Here is a 20,194-nt window from a genome sequence, read left to right on the forward strand (position 1 = left end):
AAGTAAAAATGAAAGCCGGACTTTATATCATATTATGTCTTTTGATAAGTATATTTTCCTCTGCCCAGAAAGGAGGAAAATATAAGCTGTGGTATGATAAACCTGCTAAACAATGGGTCGAAGCGTTACCGATTGGAAATGGCAGATTGGCTGCAATGATTTACGGGGATCCTTCTAAAGAAAAACTTCAGCTGAATGAAAGCACTTTCTGGTCCGGAGGTCCTTCACGGAATGATAATCCGGACGGCCCAAAGGTACTGGACTCCATCAGATATTATTTATTTAACGGAAATTACAAGCGCGCGCAGATTCTTGCGGATAGAGGTTTAACAGCGAAAACGCTTCATGGTTCGGCATACCAGAATATTGGCGATTTCACGCTGAATTTTAATAATCTTAATGATGTTAAAAATTATTACAGGGAATTAGATATTGAAAAAGCTGTTGCCACTACAACATTTACTTCGAATGGAATTCATTTTAAAAGAGAAATTTTTGCTTCAATTCCTGATAATGTTATTGTCATTAAACTAAGTTCAGACAAGAAGAACGCTTTGAATTTCACAGCCAATTTTAACGGTGAACTTAAGAAAAATGTGAAAGCTATTGATGCCAACACGTTACAGATCGATGGATTGTCCTCCACTTTAGATGGTATTCAAGGTCAGGTTAAATTCAATGCACTCGCAAAATTTATCAATAAAGGTGGCAAAACGCAAGCTTCAGAAAACGGAATTTCCGTAAGTAATGCTGATGAAGTGATGATTCTCATTTCTATCGCGACCAATTTTACAGATTACAAAACATTAGATGCAGACGAAGTTTTAAAAAGCAAGAAATACATCGAAGCATCTGAAAATAAAAGTTTTAATACACTATATAAAAATCATCTTGCCGCCTATCAGAAATATTTCAAAAGAGTTGATTTTAATTTAGGAACTTCTGAAGCTGCAAAAAATCCGACTGATATCAGGGTTAAAAACTTTGCTACAAGCTTCGATCCAGAACTGATTTCATTATATTACCAGTTTGGGCGTTATCTCCTGATTTCTTCTTCACAACCTGGCGGTCAGCCCGCCAACCTGCAGGGAATCTGGAACAATTCCAACAAACCGGCCTGGGACAGTAAATATACCATCAATATCAACACAGAAATGAATTACTGGCCGGCAGAAAAGACCAATCTTCCGGAAATGCATGAGCCGTTGATCCAGATGGTAAAAGATTTAAGCGAATCCGGAAAAGAAACTGCAAAAGTAATGTACAACAGCCGTGGCTGGGTTGCTCATCACAATACCGATATCTGGAGAATTACAGGTGTCGTAGATTTTGCCAATGCCGGAATGTGGCCGATGGGTGGAGCGTGGCTTTCCCAGCATCTTTGGGAAAAATATTTGTACAATGGCGATAAAAATTATCTCCAATCCATTTATCCAATTCTAAAATCTGCCGCTCTATTCTATGAAGATTTTCTGATAGAAGAACCGACGCATCATTGGCTTGTTGTAAATCCGTCGATGTCTCCCGAGAATATTCCGAACGGACATCAGGGAAGTGCCTTGGCAGCTGGAAATACAATGGATGATCAATTGATCTTCGACCTTTTTAGTAAAACAAAGAAAGCAGCAGAAATTTTAAATTCAGATTCAGATAAAATCCAGGTTTGGAAAAATATTATTTCAAAATTACCGCCGATGCAGATCGGAAGATACGGACAACTGCAAGAATGGATGGAAGATCTTGATAATCCGGAAGACAATCACAGGCATGTTTCGCATCTGTATGGTTTGTTTCCTTCCAATCAAATTAATCCTTTCACCACGCCGGAATTGCTGGATGCTTCAAAAACTGTTCTCATCCATCGCGGCGATGTTTCCACAGGTTGGAGTATGGGCTGGAAAGTCAATCTTTGGGCAAAATTATTAGATGGAAATCACGCTAACAAATTGATCAAAGACCAATTAACGCTGGTAGAAAAAGATGGCTGGGGAAGCAAAGGCGGAACGTATCCGAATCTTTTCGATGCCCATCCGCCGTTCCAGATCGACGGAAACTTCGGCTGTACATCGGGAATCACTGAAATGCTGCTACAGACACAAAACGGATTCGTCGATATTCTTCCCGCACTTCCTGATGAATGGAAAAACGGAAGCATTTGTGGGCTAAAAACCTACGGCGGTTTTGAAATCAGTATCGTTTGGGAAAACAATAAAGCAAAAGAAATCATAATTAAATCGAATTTAGGCGGAAACTGTAGGCTCAGAATTCCGAACGAAATGGAACTAAAAGGAAAATCAAAACTCAAAAAAGCAGAGGGCAAAAATCCCAATCCTTTTTTTGATGTTCCGGAGATTAAGAAACCAATCATATCCAACGAAGCCAAATTAAATCCTGTAGAAATAAAAGAATCGGTGATGTACGATTTCCCGACGGAAGCAGGAAAAACTTATATTTTAAGAATGAAATAAAAGTGCGTTCCGTAGGAGCGATATCTGTGTAGATGTAGTAAAGTCTAATGATAAAGGAACTCCGTAGGAGTGACCTGATAATAGAAAAAAGTTAATGCAATCAAAGCCTCGTAGAGGCGACCTGTTAATAACAAGAACCGAAGGGTTCAACAACAATAGCCACAGGTGAAACCTGTGGGACAATGTGAAAATAAACTACGAACCCTGAAAGGGTTCAACAAAAAATTAAATAAAAAAAATTATATATGAAAAAGATAACAGTGAATCCCAATTTCCTAAAAAACAAGACCAGCATTTTTGCAGCAGCAGCTTTACTGTCGATGACCAGCATCTCAGCACAGACATTCACCGATTTTCAATATAAAGGAAACGACAAAATATACAACGACAACCCGCTGAAACCGGACGAATTTTATTCCCCGATTCTTCAGGGATGTTATCCGGATCCGAGTATTACCAAAAAAGGAGATGACTATTATCTGGTTAATTCTTCTTTCTCCATGTTTCCCGGAGTTCCGATTTTTACTTCTAAAGATTTGGTAAATTGGAAACAGGTGGGTCACGTTCTCGACAGACCTTCTCAGTTGAAAGTTGAAAAAGGCGGAGTTTCTCAGGGAATTTATGCACCAGACATCAAATACAATAAATACAACGACACTTTTTATATGATTACTACCCAGATTGCGGGTGGCGTCGGAAATATGGTCGTGAAGACCAAAGACCCTGCAAAAGGCTGGAGCGAAGTTCAGAAGTTAAATTTCGACGGCATCGATCCTGCTATTTTCTTCGATGATGATGGAAAAGCCTACATCGTTCACAACGATGCACCGCCAAAAGGAACGGAGCAGTATCAAGGTCACCGCGTCATCAAAATGTGGGACTACGATTTGGAAAAAGACCAGGTTGTCGCAGGTTCAGATAAAATTATCGTCAACGGTGGAGTAGATCTTTCTCAAAAACCAATTTGGATTGAAGGTCCACATTTGTACAAATACAAAGGAAAATATTACCTGATGTGTGCAGAAGGCGGAACAGGAGGTAACCACAGCGAAGTGATTTTTATGGCAGATTCCCCAAAAGGTCCATTTGTTCCGGCTAAAAATAATCCTATTTTAACGCAAAGATATTTTCCGAAAGACAGAAAAGAAAAAGTGGACTGGGCGGGTCATGCAGATTTGGTAGAAGGTCCGAATGGCCAATGGTACGGCGTATTTTTAGCCATTCGTCCGAATGTAAATAACCGTGTGAATAAAGGTCGTGAAACATTTATTCTTCCCGTTGACTGGAGCGGAACGTATCCTGTGTTCCAGAACGGATTAGTTCCTATGAAACCAAAATTGAAAATGCCGCAAGGTGTTCAGAATCAAACCGGACAAAACGGATTCTTCCCGAACGGAAACTTCACGTATAACGATAAATTAACCGATAAAAATTTAGATTTCCGTTGGATTGCGATGCGGGGACCACGTGAAAACTTTATCACGGCTACGAAAAATGGGGTGAAAGTGAATCCTATGGAGACGAATATCAAAGCTTTAGCTCCGGTTTCGGCACTATTCCACAGGTTGCAGCACGAAGATTTTGAAACCTCGGTAACGCTTGATTATAAGCCAAAATCTGAAAGGGAACTTGCGGGAATCACTTGCTACCAAAGCGAAAGATTCAATTATGTTTTCGGAATTACGAAAAAAGACAAAGACTATTATATTGTATTGGAAAGGACTGAAAAAGGAACGTCAAAACTGATCGCAAGTGAAAAAATTTCACTTTCAAAGAACATTAAATTTCAGGTGACTGGAGAAAAAGATGAAATCAGCTTCAATTATTCTTCGGACGGCAAAAATTTTAAAAATCTGGGAGGTCCGGTATCAGGAGACATTCTTTCTACCGATGTCGCAGGTGGTTTCACAGGAAGTTTGATTGGATTGTACAGCACGTCTTCAAATGATATTGTACCGAATTAAATTGAAAATAATCATACGATATCAATAGGAGCGGGCTTTAGCCCGTTTTCAAAGAAGAAAAGATTATTTAGCTTTAGCTAAAATTTAAATAATATTTAGGCTTCGGTATAATAAGACAATCTAAATAGACTTTTAGGATTAGCAATGTCACACTGAGCTTGTCGAAGTGTCTCTTTGATATCGATTAAGAATCGAACCAAACAAAATATCAAAATCGTGAATATTAAAAAATCATTTTATATAGTTTCTTTTTTGGGATTTATCGGGCTGAATCAACTTTCAGCCCAGATAGACCCTTTTCAAAAGAAAGTAACCGAGTTTAAAAATCCCATCATTTGGGCAGATGCTCCGGATTTATCCATCACAAGAAACGGCGACGATTTTTACCTGATAAGCACCACCATGCATCTGATGCCCGGTGCTCCGGTTATGCATTCAAAAGATCTGGTTCATTGGGAAATGTCGAGTTATGTTTTTGATACATTAAATGACAATGCAAAATATGATTTGATTGACGGAAGCGTTTATGGACGTGGACAGTGGGCGTCTTCTATCCGTTATCACAAAGGAAAATATTATGTTCTGTTTTCCCCGAATGACGAACCTTTCAAATCGTATTTTTATGTAACCGATAATCCTGAAAAAGGCAATTGGAAGCTTATCACGAGAACCAGACATTTTCACGATGCATCTTTGCTTTTCGATGATGATGATAGAGTTTACGTTTTTACTTCCAACAAAGTTTTTGAGCTGAGTCCGGATTTTAAAACCATTATTGGAAATCAGGACGGAACGGAAGTTTTTCAGAAAGATGCTTCGGAAACCGGACTTTTGGAAGGTAACCAAATCATTAAAAAAGATGGTAAATATTATATGATGATGATTTCCTGGCCGAGAGGCGGAAAACGCCGTCAGGAAGTTTACAGAGCTGATAAAGTCACCGGTCCTTATGAGAAAAAAGTCATTCTTGAAGACAATTTTCTTGGATTCTCATATGCCGGACAGGGTGCTTTGATTGATGATAAAAACGGAAATTGGTATTCACTGATTTTTCAGGACAGAAATGGAGTAGGAAGGGTGCCTATTTTGCTTCCTGTGAAATGGGAAAACGGCTGGCCAATTTTGGGTGACAACGGAAAAGTGCCTTTAACGGGTGAAGTTCCGCTTGCACCATTCAAACCTAAAAATCATTTAATAGAAAGTGACGAATTCTCAAACAAAAAAATGAAAATCCAATGGCAGTGGAATCACAACCCTGTCAATTCAGCCTGGTCTTTGTTCGACAGAAAAGGTTTTTTAAGGTTGAAAACCAACAGAATAGTTGATAATCTGTACCTCGCTCCCAACACTTTAACACAAAGAATGGAAGGTCCGAAATCCAGTGGCATAGTGGCTTTGGATGTTAAAGGGATGAAAGATGGCGATGTAGCAGGTTTCAGTGCTTTCAACGGCGATTCCGGGATTTTATCTGTGATGATGGAAGGCAATAAAAAGTTTGTCGTCTTTTCAACCAATGAAGTCAGTCTAGATAATAAAACTAAGGCGGTTACAGGTGTTAAAAAAGAAGAGAAAAAACGGATTCCATTGAACTCAGACAGAGTTTATTTTAAAATTGATGCCGATTTTAATCTCGGAAAAGATTTGGCCGATTTTTATTACAGCACCGACCAAAAAAACTGGACCGAAATGGCAAAAGATTACAAAATGATTTTCGATTACCGAAGATTCTTTATGGGATCCAAGTTTGCAATTTTCAATTATGCAACCAAAAATTTGGGAGGTTTTGTAGATGTTGATTTTTTCAGAGTGAATGTAAGTTCGGAATAATTAGAGTTGAATAATTTGGGCAGCTTTATCCGCCTGTAGTTTATCCTGAGCTTGTTGAAGGGTTCCCGCTTTTTTGTTCCGATTCGCTGCACAAAAAGAGCTTCACTCAGGTCGGGCTGCGAGAGATTCACTGTCTAGAAAAAATGAAAATTATTGCTTCGTAGAAGCAAACTGTTAGTAGCAAAACATTGTACCATCAAAATCAAAGCCTCGTAGAGGTGACCTGTCCATAAAAACAGCTGAAAATCTCATAATAAAAAATGAAAAAATAAACCCTTGCCGGTATTATTTTTTTATCTAATTTAATAAGTGTAAAAAATACAAATAAAAATCATGAACAAATCTATCATATTAGTAGTAAGTTTTATGTTATCCGGAATGTTTGTTTCGGCACAAACTCTTGATAAACAGGCTCCACAAGGTTTTGATATTGAAAAACCAACCATTTCCCACGGAAAAATCGATACGATTCAATATGCTTCAAGAACAGTCGGAACTACAAGGAAAGCTTTGATTTACACACCGCCGGGATTCAAAAAAGGGGAAAAATATCCTGTTCTTTATCTTCTTCACGGAATTGGCGGCGACGAAAAAGAATGGTTCAACCAGGGAAAACCGAATGTTATTCTGGACAATCTCTACGCACAGGGAAAACTGCAGCCGATGATTGTTGTTTTGCCGAACGGTCGTGCGATGAAAGATGACAGAGCAACAGGAAATATTATGGCTCCGGATAAAGTCGAAGCCTTCGCAACTTTTGAAAAAGATTTGCTGAATGACCTGATTCCGTTCGTAGAAAAAAAATATCCTGTTAAAAAAGACCGTGAAAGCCGGGCTTTAGCCGGTTTATCAATGGGAGGCGGACAGACCCAGAATTTTGCTTTTGGAAACATTGATAAGTTTGCCTGGTTGGGCGCATTTTCTTCTGCACCCAACACCAAGGAACCGAATCAGCTTCTGCCAAATCCTCAGGAAGCGTTAAAAATGAAACTTATTTTTATTTCCTGTGGCGATGCAGACGGACTGATGCCTTTCAGCAAAAGAACCAGCGATTATCTGAAGAAAAATAAAATTCCGCACATTTTTTACATTGAACCGGGCGGTCACGATTTCAAAGTTTGGAAGAATGATTTGTACATTTTTTCACAGCTGTTATTCAAACCTGTTGATAAAACTAAATTTGATGGATTTACCGTTTTGGGAACGCCTGCAACAACCAATATCAGAAATGCTCAATATCCTCAAATCCTTCCCGACGGAAGAGTGGTGTTCAAAGTAAAAGCGCCGGAAGCACAGAAAGTTCAAATTGATTTAGGAAAGAAATATGACCTTAAAAAAGGTGCAGACGGCTTCTGGACGGGAACAACTGATCCGCAAAGCGGAAGTTTTCATTATTATTCACTATTAATTGACGGAGTTGCAGTGGCAGATCCATCCAGCCAGACATTTTACGGAATGGGAAGATATGCCAGTGGAATCGACATTCCTTTTGATGGCGATGATTTCTATGCCTTAAAAGATGTTCCGCACGGTGATATCCGCATCAAAAATTTCTATTCCAAAGTCACCAACTCATGGAGAAGAGTTTTCATTTACACACCACCGGGTTACGACCAGAATGCTACTGAATCTTATCCTGCATTATATATTTTGCATGGTGGAGGAGAAGATGAGAGCGGCTGGGCGAATCAGGGCAAAACCAATCTGATTCTGGATAATCTGATTGCGGAAGGAAAAGCAAAAAAAATGGTCATCATTATGCCTGATGCTAATATTGGACAAAGCGGAATCAGAAACTTTGGAGAGCGCAATCTTCAAATGTTTGAAAGAGAACTGAAAGAGTCCATCATCCCATTTGCCGAATCCAATTACAGAATAAAAAAAGGCAAAGAAAACCGTGCATTGGCGGGACTTTCAATGGGTGGGATTTATACATTGTATGCCGGAATTCAAAACTCTGATATGTTTTCAAGTCTGGGCGTTTTCAGTTCAGGATATATGTTGCCGATGCTTCAGGACGTTGCCGATAAACAGTACAAATTTTTAAATGAAAATAAATCTGCCTTTTCGTTCAACGTTAAAAATTTCTGGATTTCAATGGGAGGAAAAGAAGATATCGCTTACGAAAACGGTCAGAAAATGCTGAAAGAACTGGATAAAATCGGAATTAGATATTCCTACAGAGATTATCCCGGCGGTCACAGCTGGCCGGTTTGGAGAGACAGTCTTCATCAGTTTGCGCAGGAGCTTTTTAAATAACATAATAAAATACGAATTGTCTTATTTAACTTAATAAAAACAACTTGTTTTTTTAAAAACATTATGACATTAAGTATTCTTAGAATAATTTGCTAAAAATCCTTGTCTGATAAAAATAGAATATAATAAAACAGGTAGCTCTTACAGAGCTTTTAATTCTGAAAATATTGTTATCTATTAACGGTTCGCTCCAAAGGAGCTGAATTTAGTCCCAGCGGGACTTTCTGATAGTAGAAAAAACAAAGTAAAAAAACAAAGCTCCAGAGGAGCGACCTGTTGATTATACTATTAATATTTAGGTTTTAACAATGATTAAATATAAGTCGAAATAGATAAAGAAAATTGATAAATCAAGCTTAATTTGACTCCGTCGAACCTAAAGGTTTCTTAATGTTTTAATCCAAAATCCTATACAATGAATTTCAACAGAATAAAAATCAAAACACTTATTATCACGGTCGTTATTGTATCGGGAAATATCAAGGCGCAATCGTATCAAAAAACAGATTCAGGTTTAAAGTTTTCTGTGGATAATATGAATGTTGAAGTGAAATTGTACGGTGAAAATACGGTTAGAATTATTAAATATCCCACCGGAAAATCATTTGTCAAAAATAGTTTATCGATCATTAAACAAGAACAGAAAACCAGATTTTCAGTTTCAGAAAGTAATCATGTTATTTCATTAAAAACAAATGATGTACAGCTTTTTATTGATGCTAAAAATGGTGAAATAAAGTACAATTCAACTTCTGGAAAAGAACTATTAAAAGAAACCGGAAGCGATTTCAAACCTTTTAATGATGCAGGAAATCAAACCCTGTCCGTTTCACAATCTTTTCAGCTGGAAAAAGACGAACCCATCTACGGCTTAGGAATTTTACAAAACGGGAAAATGTCTCAGCGAAATACGGATGTAAAAATGATTCAGAATAACACTTGGGATTTTGTGCCGTTTTTTCAGTCTGTAAAAGGTTATGGCATTTTTTGGGATAACTATTCTCCGACTCAATTTACCGATAAACCGGACAAAACATCGTTCTCGTCTGAAGTTGGAGAAGGTGTTGATTATTATTTTATCTACGGAAAAAATGCGGACGGTGTAGTTGCCGGAATGCGAAATCTGACAGGAAAAGTGCCGATGATTCCTTTATGGACTTATGGTTATTGGCAAAGCAAAGAGCGTTACAAAAGTCAGGATGAGCTTTTGGATGTGGTTAAAAAATACCGTGATTTACAAGTTCCTTTAGATGGAATTATTCAGGATTGGCAGTATTGGGGCAACAATTACCAGTGGAATGCGATGGATTTCATCAGCCCGGATTTTCCCGATGCTAAGAAAATGATACAAGACATTCACGATATGAATGCGCATCTTTCCGTTTCTATCTGGTCGTCTTTCGGTCCGATGACCAATCAGTACCGTGAAATGGATAAAAAAGGAATGTTGTTCAATTTCAAAACCTGGCCGGAATCTGGCCGGGAAGTTTGGCCTCCCGATATGAACTATCCTTCAGGAGTCCGCGTTTACGATGCTTATAATCCCGAGGCCAGAAATATTTACTGGAAATATCTGAACAAAGGCGTTTTCAGTCTAGGCGTAGATTCTTGGTGGATGGATTCTACGGAACCCGACCATCTCAGCCAAAAACCGGAAGATTTGGACACCAAAACGTATCTCGGCTCATTCCGAAAAGTGAGAAATGCATATCCGCTGATGACAGTTGGCGGAGTTTACGACCATCAGCGTGAAACTACGAGTGATAAAAGGGTTTTTATTTTAACAAGGTCAGCTTTTGCAGGTCAGCAAAGATACGCAGCAAACACTTGGTCGGGCGATGTCAATTCTTCATGGGAGATGTTGCGCAATCAGGTTCCGGCAGGTTTAAATTTCAACCTGACTGGAAATCCGAATTTCAACTCTGATATCGGCGGTTTCTTTGCCGGTGTTTATAAAAGAAATGGAGGCACCAAAAATCCGATGTTCCAGGAATTGTATGTTCGCTGGCTGCAATACGGAACTTTTACACCAATGATGCGTTCGCATGGAACTGATGTTCCAAGGGAAATTTACCAGTTTGGACAAAAAGGAGATGTGGTTTATGATATTATCGAGAAATTCATAAGGTTGCGTTACAGTATGTTACCGTATATTTATTCGACCTCGTGGAATGTTTCTAAAAATAATTCGAGTTTTTTGAGAGCTCTTTCGATGGATTTTTCATCAGACAAAAAAACTTGGGACATCAACAATGAATATCTTTTCGGTAAATCATTCTTAGTTGCACCAATTCTTAATCCTCAATACACACCGGAAAAATTCATTAAAACCGATGAAAATGAAGGCTGGAATAAAACCGATGCCACCAAAAAAGAAAATTCGCTTTCCAATATAGATTTTACAAAAAATAAAGCCGTGAAAGTTTACCTTCCCGCAGGTTCAGACTGGTTTGATTTCTGGACGAATGAAAAGTACAAAGGCGGTCAGGAAATCGAAAAATCTCTTAAACTTCAAAGCATTCCGTTGTATGTGAAAGCGGGAAGCATCATTCCGTTTGGTCCTGATGTACAATATGCTACTGAGAAAAAATGGGATAATCTTACAGTGAAAATCTATCCGGGAACGGATGCCGATTTCGTCTTATACGAAGATGAATTCGATAATTACAACTATGAAAAAGGAGACTATACTGAAATCCCTTTCCATTGGAATGAAAGATCAAAAACCTTGACGATAGATGTCCGGAAAGGCAAATACAAAGGAATGATTGAAAAGAGAATCTTTAATCTGATTTTTCCTGACGGTCAGCAGAAAACGTTGAGCTATTCGGGGAAGAAAGTAGGTGTAAGCTTTAAGTAGCAAATTCTGAGGATAAACAATAAGATAAGTTTTGATTATGAAAAAGCATAGGAAGATTAACAAATTATCAATTCTGTTTTTAATTTTTGGAGTATTGAGAGTCTCAGCACAACAAACTTCAGGAATCACTGCAAATATCATTTCCGATGATACGGGTTTTCCCATCGTTTCAAAAGAGGGAAAAGTTGCAGATTTAAAATATGATAAAGCCGAGAATATCGCAGTTATAAGAGCTGCAGAAGATCTGCAGTCAGATATTCAAAAGGTGACCGGAAAATTACCTGATTTTTCCACAACTGAGACTTCCGGCGAATTTGAGATCATCATCGGAACTGTTGGTAAAAATAAATTAATTGACGGATTAATATCATCTAAAAAAATCAATGCTAAAGATTTAAAAGGGAAATGGGAAAGTTTCGTCATCACAACCATAGAAAATCCAAAATCAAAATCCAAAAAGCAGCTCATTATCTCAGGAAGCGACAGAAGAGGAACGATTTACGGAATTTATGAATTATCAAAACAATTAGGTGTTTCGCCGTGGCATTGGTGGAATGATGTGCCTGTTCAGAAACGTTCTTCAGCGTATGTTGTTCCGGGATATTTTGCTTCAGGCGAGCCTAAAGTAAAGTATCGCGGCATTTTCATTAATGATGAAGAACCTGCATTTGGTACCTGGGCAAGAACAAAATTCGGAGGTATCAACAGCAAAATGTATGCGAATATGTTTGAGCTTTTGCTTCGTCTCAGAGCCAATTATTTGTGGCCCGCCATGTGGGGAAAAGCTTTTAATGAAGACGATCCGCTTAACCCGAAAGTTGCCGATGAATATGGAATCGTAATGGGCACTTCACACCACGAACCGATGATGCGCGCCCAGAAAGAATGGGGAAATCACCGCAAAGAATATGGAAACGGTGAATGGAATTACCACACCAATAAAGATGCCCTTCTGAAATTCTGGGAAGACGGATTCAGCAGAAATAAAAATTATGACAATCTCGTAACAATGGGGATGCGCGGCGACGGTGACGAACCGATGAGCGATTTGGGAAGTGCTGAAGCCAATTTCAAACAGTTGGAACAGATAATGAACGACCAAAGAAAAATCATTGAAAAAGTAACTAAAAAGCCGGCTAAAGAAACGCCTCAGCTATGGGCTTTATACAGCGAAGTTTTGGATTATTATGACCAGGGAATGAAAGTTCCAGACGATATGACGATTCTGCTTTGTGACGACAACTGGGGAAATGTCCGCAGATTGCCTTATCTCAATGCAAAAAAGCATCCGGGTGGCTACGGAATGTATTATCACGTCGATTTGCACGGTGCACCGAGAGCCTATCAATGGCTGAATATGACGCAGATTCCGCATATGTGGGAACAGTTGCAACTAACTTATAGTTACGGAGTTGATAAAATCTGGATTCTGAATGTCGGAGATTTGAAACCCAACGAATATCCAATGGATTTTTTCCTGAATATGGCTTGGAACCCGACCTCTTTTAACCAGGATAATCTTGAAAATTACACTGTAAAATTTGCAGAAGAACATTTTGGAAAGAACGATGCGAAGGAAATTGCAGAAATCATCAATTTGTACTGTAAATATAATTCTAGGGTGTCTGCAGAAATGCTGAATCATAAAACCTACAATCTCCAGACTGGAGAATTTCTACAGGTAAAAGATTCGTATTTGGCTTTGGAAACAAGAGCTTTAAGGCAGTTTATGAAATTAGATGAAGCTTATAAAGACACTTATAAGCAGATTGTTTTGCATCCGGTTCGTGCGATGGCAAATCTCTACGATATGTATTATGCGGTTGCAATGAACCATAAGCTGGCAGAGGAAAAAGATCTAAAAGCCAATTATTGGGCAGATTATGCCGATGAGTGTTTCGCCAGAGATGCAGAATACACCAAAGATTACAACCTGAATATCTCCGGCGGAAAATGGAATCATATGATGGATCAAACTCACATTGGCTACAAATCCTGGGACGAACCTAAAGAAGGAAACATCAAGCCAACGGTTTACAGAATCACAAAAGAAGAAGCAAAGACAGGCGGTTATATTTTTGAAGAAAAGAATGGCGTAGTTGTCATCGAAGCCGAGCATTTCTTTAATGCTAAAGCTCTTTCAGATACAAAATGGACAGTCATTCCTGAATTGGGAAGAGCACTTTCCGGAATTGCATTGATGCCATACACTGAGAAAACAGAAGGATCTTCAATAGCTTATCAATTTAAATTAAAGAATAATCCTGCGACCGTAAAAGTGCATTTCTTTTTTGATTCTACACTTCCGTTCAAAAAAGGAGGCCACAGCATTAAAGCTTATTTTGATAAGAATGATTCTAAAAAAATTGGTATTAATCAGGATTTGACTTGGGCAAATAATTATACCAAAATGTATCCTGCGTCCGCCGCAAGATTGGTGGAAAAAGTAGAAACCTTTATTATTCCGGCAAATGAGAAAGGAAATTATACTTTGACTATTGAACCGTTAGACCCGGGAATTGTATTGTATAAAGTCGTTATTGACAACGGTGGTTACGAAGAAACTTATTTAAAAATGGATGAAAGTCCCTATAAAAGAAAGTAATATGATAAAAATTTTCAAAAATATTGTGATAGCTTCATTATTCATTTTTGCTTTGAATAATGTTTTTGCTCAAACAGAGAAAAGCAAAACTTCTGTACAGAAAGAATTTCGCTACACCAATCCGGTTACCAGAGATTCTGCTATTTCTATGCGCGACCATTTCATTATTAAAGTTGATGATTTGTGGTATTGCGTGGGGACTTCCAATCCGGTCTGGACAGGCCCGAATCCGGGTGTCCGAATGTTGGTTTCTAAAGATTTGGTGAATTGGAAACAGCATTCTTTTTTGATTGATGCTAAAAAACTTCCCGAAGATTGTCCTTACAACGGCAGGTTCTGGGCTCCCGAAATTCATTTCATCAAAGGGAAATATTATCTGATTGTAAACAGTGGAAAGGTAACCAAAGAAGACCCGAAAGGAATGGCGACACACAGCGTTTGGTTATTTTCAGCCGATAAAGTGACAGGTCCATATAAACTGCTCAACGGTCCGCTTACTCCACAATATAATAACGATGCCACTTTGTTTGAAGACGAGGATGGGCAAGTCTACCTGTATTGTAGCGGGAATGGATTGTTTCAGGCTAAAATTGATTTGAAAACAGGAAAATTAACCACTCCTATTCAGAAATTTCTTGATAAAAAGCAGCCAGGCTGGCCGGAATGGATGGTTGGCGGAATAGAAGGTCCGTTTGTAATAAAAAAAGAAGGTACCTATTTTATGTTTTTCTCCACCTGGACGAGAGGATATGAGGTTGGCCTGTTAAAATCAAAATCACCTTTAGGACCTTGGGAACTTGCTTCTCCGGAACCGATTTTCGGAACCCGTAAAAAAGGCTACAGACAGCAAATGGCAAAAGATGGTGGTTACGAAAATTTGCAATTTACCGATACGGAAGACCCATATCAGGAAACAGGACACAATGCATTATTCATCGGTCCGGATGGAAATCTCTGGAATTCCTGCCATTATTTTATGTATGAGAAAAGGCCATACCCGTACAGCCAGACTTTTCAGCCTTGGGAATTGGGTCCGCAAATGGGAATCGAACCTGTTCATTATAAAAACGGAATGTTTTATATCGATGGTCCGACCTGGACAGAACAAATCATTAAATATTAAGTTCATAAAAAACTGATTATGATTAAGAAAACATTTTTAAAATATACTTTAAACATTGGAGTAATGCTTACAGGATTTTCACTGTCTGCCCAGAATCCCATTATTCAGACCAAATTCACGGCAGATCCTGCACCGATGGTTTATAAGGATACAGTTTATCTTTACACCAGCCACGATGAAGACGATGCTTTCGGATTCAAAATGAAAGACTGGTTGCTATACACTTCCACAGATATGGTCAATTGGACAGATCACGGTGTAGTCGCTTCTCTAAAGGATTTTAAATGGGTAAATACCGACAACGGTGCCTGGGCGCCACAGGTTGTTGAAAGAAAAGGAAAATTCTATATGTATTGTCCAATGCCCAACAATATGGGTATTGGAGTCTTGGTGGCGGACAGTCCATATGGACCTTTCACCGATCCTATCGGCAAGCCTTTGATCAAAAATTCTCTGGATGACATCGATCCCACAGTTTTAATTGATGACGACGGGCAGGCTTATCTCTACTGGGGGAATCCGAATCTTTGGTATGCTAAACTCAACGAAGATATGATATCTCTTGCCGGACCAATTACCAAAGACCCTTCATTTGCGAAGGTGAAAGACCAGCCAGATCCTTTCAAGTATCAGGAGGGACCTTGGGCGTGGAAAAGAAACGGAATCTACTATATGGCTTATGCTTCTAAATGTTGTCCGGAAGGAATTGGTTATGCAATGGCAAAATCACCTACAGGTCCGTGGAATTATGGAGGTGTGATAATGGATGGCGACCAGAGATCCAGCGGAAATCATCCCGGTATCATAGATTTCAAAGGCAAATCTTATGTTTTCGGATTCAACCATATGCTTAGAATGCAGATCATGAGCAAGCATTACGAACGCCGGTCTGTTAGTGTCACAGAAATTACCTACAATGCAGATGGAACCATTCAGAAGCTTCCTTTCTGGACTACGGATGGTGCAAAAAGAGTGGGTACTCTGGACCCTTATAAAAAAGTGGAAGCAGAAACAATGGCTTACAGCGAAGGGCTGAAAACAGAAATGGTCACAGAATGGGAACGTAATCAACCCTATAACAGAGGTAAAAAAATCACAGACCGTGTCATCGTTACCTCAATTAACAATGGTGATTATATTAAAATCCAAGGGGTAGATTTTTCCAAAGGCGTAAAATCTTTGGATGTAAATGTTGCTTCTCTTTATGGCGGAAAAATAGAAGTGCGTTCAGATGCTCTTAATGGGCCATTGCTGGGAGTTGTTAACGTTACAGGAAAAGGTGAGGGCGACTTATATAAAACCATTAATACACCTCTTAAAAATGTAAGGGGAATCCACGATTTATATTTTGTTTTTAAGGGAGAAAACGACCTTTTCTATTTTGATTGGTGGAAATTTAATGAAAATTAAAGCTGAATTCAGAAATATCAATAGGAATGGGCCTTAGCCCATTTTATAAAGGTGAATATGATTGGCTTCAGCCAAAACTTAAGTCATTTGTTATGAGTTATATTAATATATCAGTTACAATTTTAAAAATGTTCAGATTTAAACTTTTTGTTCTTAGCTTTCTCATTGCCGTATGCTATTTAAATGCGCAGTCAACCGTTTGGTTAGACCAGTTGGATTTAAGCGTTGCCACACAAGGAAACGGAAAACCGGGCATTAACACTTCGGTGGACGGAAAACCTATGATGATTGCCAGCGAAGTTTTCAAAAGAGGCTTCGGAACCCACGCAGAAAGTTCTTTGTTGATTAAATTAAATGGCAAAGCAAAAAGCTTTTCAGCAATGGTGGGAATGGATGATGAAATCAAAGGTCAAAATCCCGCTGCCGAATTTGAAATTTACGGCGACAACAAAAAGCTTTGGTCAAGCGGAATAATGAAATTAGGCGATAAAGCAAAGCCTGTTTCCGTTTCGCTGGAAGGTGTACAACAATTAGAATTAGTCGTAACAGATGGCGGAGACGGACCTTATTACGACCACGCTGATTGGGCAGATGCTAAGTTTGAAACTTCAGACGGTGCTAAGCTGATAACATTTAACCCGATTTCGTCAATACCTTATATTTTGACGCCAAAACCTGCGGCAACGCCAAAAATCAATTCAGCAGGTGTTTATGGCGTTCGTCCCGGCTCACCTTTTTTGTTCAGGGTTGCGGCAACGGGTGACAGACCAATGACTTTTACGGCGAAAAATCTTCCGAAAGGTTTAACAATAGATTCCAAAACCGGAATTATCAGCGGAAAAATAGATACGAAAGGAAGTTATGAAGTGATTTTGAATGCTAAAAATGCTAAAGGCACAGTTTCAAAAAAATTAAGAATCGAAAGCGGTGACAAAATAGCTTTGACACCAACAATGGGATGGAACAGCTGGAACTGTTTCGGGCACGAAGTTTCTGCCGACAAAGTAAAACGAGCTGCCGATGCTTTGGTTAAAACAGGTTTGGTAAACCACGGCTGGAACTACATCAACATCGATGATTCGTGGCAATTTAACAGAGACGGAAAAGACCCTTCCTTTAAAGGAAAAATGCGTGATGAAAACGGTTATATTCTGACCAATTCCAAATTTCCGGATATGAAGGAATTAACCGATTACTTTCATTCAAAAGGTCTGAAAGCAGGAATTTATTCCTCTCCTGGACCTTGGACGTGTGGCGGCTGCGCAGGAAGTTACGGCTACGAAAAACAGGATGCCGAAAGCTACGCCAAATGGGGAATCGATTATCTGAAATACGACTGGTGCAGCTACGGCGGCGTGTTGGATGGTTTGCCCGATAATGACCCAAATAAAGTTTCTTCTCTCAATTTTCAAGGTGGAGGAGATTTGGATAAAGGCGTGAAACCATTCAAATTAATGGGAAATTTATTAAAAAACCAGCCTCGTGATATTGTGTATAATCTTTGTCAATACGGCATGGGTGATGTCTGGAAATGGGGAAATGATGCCGATGCACAATCCTGGCGAACGACCAATGACATCACCGATACATGGGCAAGTGTTAAAAATATTGCTTTGGCTCAGGACAAAGCCGCTCCTTACGCAAAACCCGGCAACTGGAACGACCCCGATATGTTGGTAGTAGGTGTCGTAGGTTGGGGAAACCCACATCAGAGCCGATTGAAATCGGACGAACAATATTTACATATCAGTCTTTGGAGCATATTTTCAGCACCATTACTGATTGGTTGCGACCTAGAGAAACTTGATGATTTTACTTTAAATCTTTTAACGAATGATGAAGTTATCGCCGTAAATCAGGATGCTTTAGGAAAACAGGGCGTTTGTCTTCAAACCATTGGCGAATTGAAAATTTACGTAAAAGACCTTGAAGACGGCGGAAAAGCGGTGGCTTTTGCCAATTTCGGAAGGGAGAAAATTAAGTTTTCTTACAAAGATTTTAAGCAGCTCGGTATTTTCGGTCGTCAAACCGTAAGAGATATCTGGAGACAGCAGGACATTGCAAAAATCAATACAACGAATCAGGCATTATCGCTTGATATTCCGGCGCATGGTGTGGCTTATTATAAATTTATTTCATCAAAATAATTAAATATGATTCAATTTAAATCAAAATATATCGCCTTATCATTTTTGCTAGCAGGAATTTGTATTTCCGCCCAGAATCCTATAATCCAGACTCATTTTACACCGGACCCTGCGCCGATGGTGTACAAAAACAAGATGTACGTCTACACCGGAGATGATATTCCCGGCTATGATTTTTATTATATGACGAAATGGAGAGTATATTCTTCTGATGATATGGTCAACTGGACCGACCACGGTTCTCCATTGTCACTGGAATCTTTCAGCTGGGCTCGTGACAGAGCCTGGGCAGCGCAATGTATTGAACGTAACGGTAAATTTTATTGGTACATCTGCGTTCAAACCGTTGATAACAATATGGCAATTGGCGTTGCAGTATCAGACAGTCCGACAGGTCCTTTTAAAGATGCACTCGGAAAACCATTAGTGACAACAGGAACCTGGGTTAATATCGACCCGACGGTTTTTATTGATGATAACGGACAGGCCTATTTATATTGGGGAAACAGCAAATTATTTTATGTGAAACTCAACAAAGATATGGTTTCCTACAAGGGAAAAATCACCGAAATTCCACAATCGGTGGAAGCTTTTGGAGGATTGAGACGGCCCGGAAGAAGCGATGAGGTTTTGCAGAAACAGGAACAATTTAAAGATGTTTTTGTGGAAGGCCCGTGGTTCTACAAACGCAACAAGCAATATTATATGATGTATGCCGGAATGACCGACCGAACCGAATGTCTGTCTTATTCCATAAGCGATTCACCAACAGGACCGTGGAAATATCAGGGAAAAATAATGACAGGTCAGCCAACCAATAGTTTTACCAACCACGGCGGAATTATCGATTTTAAAGGCAAATCCTATCTGTTCTATCACACAGGATTATTGCCCGGCGCAGGAAGTTACGGAAGGTCAACGTCTATTGAAGAATTCAAATACAATCCGGATGGCAGCATTCCAAAAATTTCTATGACCAAAGAAGGCGTAAATCCCGTTGCAACACTCAATCCCTACAAAAGAAATGAAGCGGAAACAATAGCCTGGTCAGAGAAATGCAGCACTTCCGAAAACAAAAAGATGGGAGTTTATGTTTCCGATGCCAGAGTAGGTGGTTATATCAAAGTTCGTTCGGTAGATTTTGAAAAAGGCGCCTCTGAATTTTCAGCTTCAATTGCCGCAGGTGTTGACGGTGGAATTTTAGAAGTGAGATTAGATAAATTGGACGGAAATAAAATTACCGAGATTGAAGTACCGAGAACCGGTGGCTGGGAAGAATTTAAAACCCTGACATCAAAAATTTCAGAATCGGTTTCCGGCGTTCACGATGTATATTTTGTCTTTAAAGGTAAAAACATTACGGCAGGAAGGGTGCTTTTCAATTTCGACCACTGGAGTTTTAAAAAGAAATAAGATAAAAATTCCCCCTCTGGAAATCGAGGGACGAGATTCGCCGAAACAAAAAAATAAATTAATAAATATTGAGGCACTGGTGTAGAAAATTCAAAGAATTTTTGACGCGGTGGTCTTT

At 39.1% G+C, this 20,194-nt stretch carries 10 protein-coding genes; all 10 read left to right on the top strand.

Going from position 1 to position 20,194, the window contains the following annotated elements; all coding sequences use genetic code 11:
* Nucleotides 1–8: 8 nt before the first annotated feature.
* The gene (locus AC3WV0_RS01975; RefSeq protein ID WP_488843509.1) at nt 9–2,468 is read left to right on the top strand and encodes a glycoside hydrolase family 95 protein; all 2,460 of its coding nucleotides are present in this window, start codon (nt 9–11) and stop codon (nt 2,466–2,468) included.
* Nucleotides 2,469–2,713: 245 nt separating this feature from the next.
* Nucleotides 2,714–4,432 (top strand): glycoside hydrolase family 43 protein, encoded by a 1,719-nt coding sequence (locus AC3WV0_RS01980; RefSeq protein WP_488843511.1) that lies wholly within the window; start codon nt 2,714–2,716, stop codon nt 4,430–4,432.
* Nucleotides 4,433–4,648: 216 nt separating this feature from the next.
* The gene (locus tag AC3WV0_RS01985) at nt 4,649–6,259 is read left to right on the top strand and encodes a glycoside hydrolase family 43 protein (protein ID WP_488843513.1); all 1,611 of its coding nucleotides are present in this window, start codon (nt 4,649–4,651) and stop codon (nt 6,257–6,259) included.
* A gap of 333 nt (nt 6,260–6,592) precedes the next feature.
* Nucleotides 6,593–8,518, top strand: a complete 1,926-nt coding sequence (locus AC3WV0_RS01990) for an alpha/beta hydrolase-fold protein (protein ID WP_488843515.1) — start codon at nt 6,593–6,595, stop codon at nt 8,516–8,518.
* 415 nt (nt 8,519–8,933) lie between these two features.
* Entirely contained in the window at nt 8,934–11,378 is a 2,445-nt protein-coding gene (locus AC3WV0_RS01995) for a glycoside hydrolase family 31 protein (RefSeq protein WP_488843517.1), read from the top strand.
* A 37-nt stretch (nt 11,379–11,415) separates the two neighbouring features.
* On the top strand, nt 11,416–13,983 hold the full coding sequence (locus AC3WV0_RS02000) for a glycosyl hydrolase 115 family protein (protein ID WP_488843518.1): 2,568 nt from the start codon (nt 11,416–11,418) through the stop codon (nt 13,981–13,983).
* 1 nt (nt 13,984) lies between these two features.
* Complete coding sequence (locus AC3WV0_RS02005; RefSeq protein ID WP_488843520.1) at nt 13,985–15,106, top strand: glycoside hydrolase family 43 protein; 1,122 nt, start codon at nt 13,985–13,987, stop codon at nt 15,104–15,106.
* 18 nt (nt 15,107–15,124) lie between these two features.
* On the top strand, nt 15,125–16,516 hold the full coding sequence (locus AC3WV0_RS02010; RefSeq protein ID WP_488843522.1) for a glycoside hydrolase family 43 protein: 1,392 nt from the start codon (nt 15,125–15,127) through the stop codon (nt 16,514–16,516).
* A gap of 128 nt (nt 16,517–16,644) precedes the next feature.
* Complete coding sequence (locus AC3WV0_RS02015) at nt 16,645–18,663, top strand: NPCBM/NEW2 domain-containing protein (RefSeq protein ID WP_488843523.1); 2,019 nt, start codon at nt 16,645–16,647, stop codon at nt 18,661–18,663.
* Between the two features lie 6 nt (nt 18,664–18,669).
* On the top strand, nt 18,670–20,076 hold the full coding sequence (locus AC3WV0_RS02020) for a glycoside hydrolase family 43 protein (RefSeq protein WP_488843524.1): 1,407 nt from the start codon (nt 18,670–18,672) through the stop codon (nt 20,074–20,076).
* Nucleotides 20,077–20,194: the final 118 nt, after the last annotated feature.

The organism is Chryseobacterium sp. 27AL, assembly GCF_057815395.1.

Excerpts from the sequence above, each read along its gene's own strand:
- AC3WV0_RS01990 (WP_488843515.1), top strand. The coding sequence starts at position 6,593 with ATGAACAAATCTATCATATTAGTAGTAAGTTTTATGTTATCCGGAATG.
- AC3WV0_RS01975 (WP_488843509.1), top strand. The coding sequence starts at position 9 with ATGAAAGCCGGACTTTATATCATATTATGTCTTTTGATAAGTATATTT.
- AC3WV0_RS02000 (WP_488843518.1), top strand. The coding sequence starts at position 11,416 with ATGAAAAAGCATAGGAAGATTAACAAATTATCAATTCTGTTTTTAATT.
- AC3WV0_RS02020 (WP_488843524.1), top strand. The coding sequence starts at position 18,670 with ATGATTCAATTTAAATCAAAATATATCGCCTTATCATTTTTGCTAGCA.
- AC3WV0_RS02010 (WP_488843522.1), top strand. The coding sequence starts at position 15,125 with ATGATTAAGAAAACATTTTTAAAATATACTTTAAACATTGGAGTAATG.
- AC3WV0_RS02015 (WP_488843523.1), top strand. The coding sequence starts at position 16,645 with ATGTTCAGATTTAAACTTTTTGTTCTTAGCTTTCTCATTGCCGTATGC.
- AC3WV0_RS01995 (WP_488843517.1), top strand. The coding sequence starts at position 8,934 with ATGAATTTCAACAGAATAAAAATCAAAACACTTATTATCACGGTCGTT.
- AC3WV0_RS02005 (WP_488843520.1), top strand. The coding sequence starts at position 13,985 with ATGATAAAAATTTTCAAAAATATTGTGATAGCTTCATTATTCATTTTT.
- AC3WV0_RS01980 (WP_488843511.1), top strand. The coding sequence starts at position 2,714 with ATGAAAAAGATAACAGTGAATCCCAATTTCCTAAAAAACAAGACCAGC.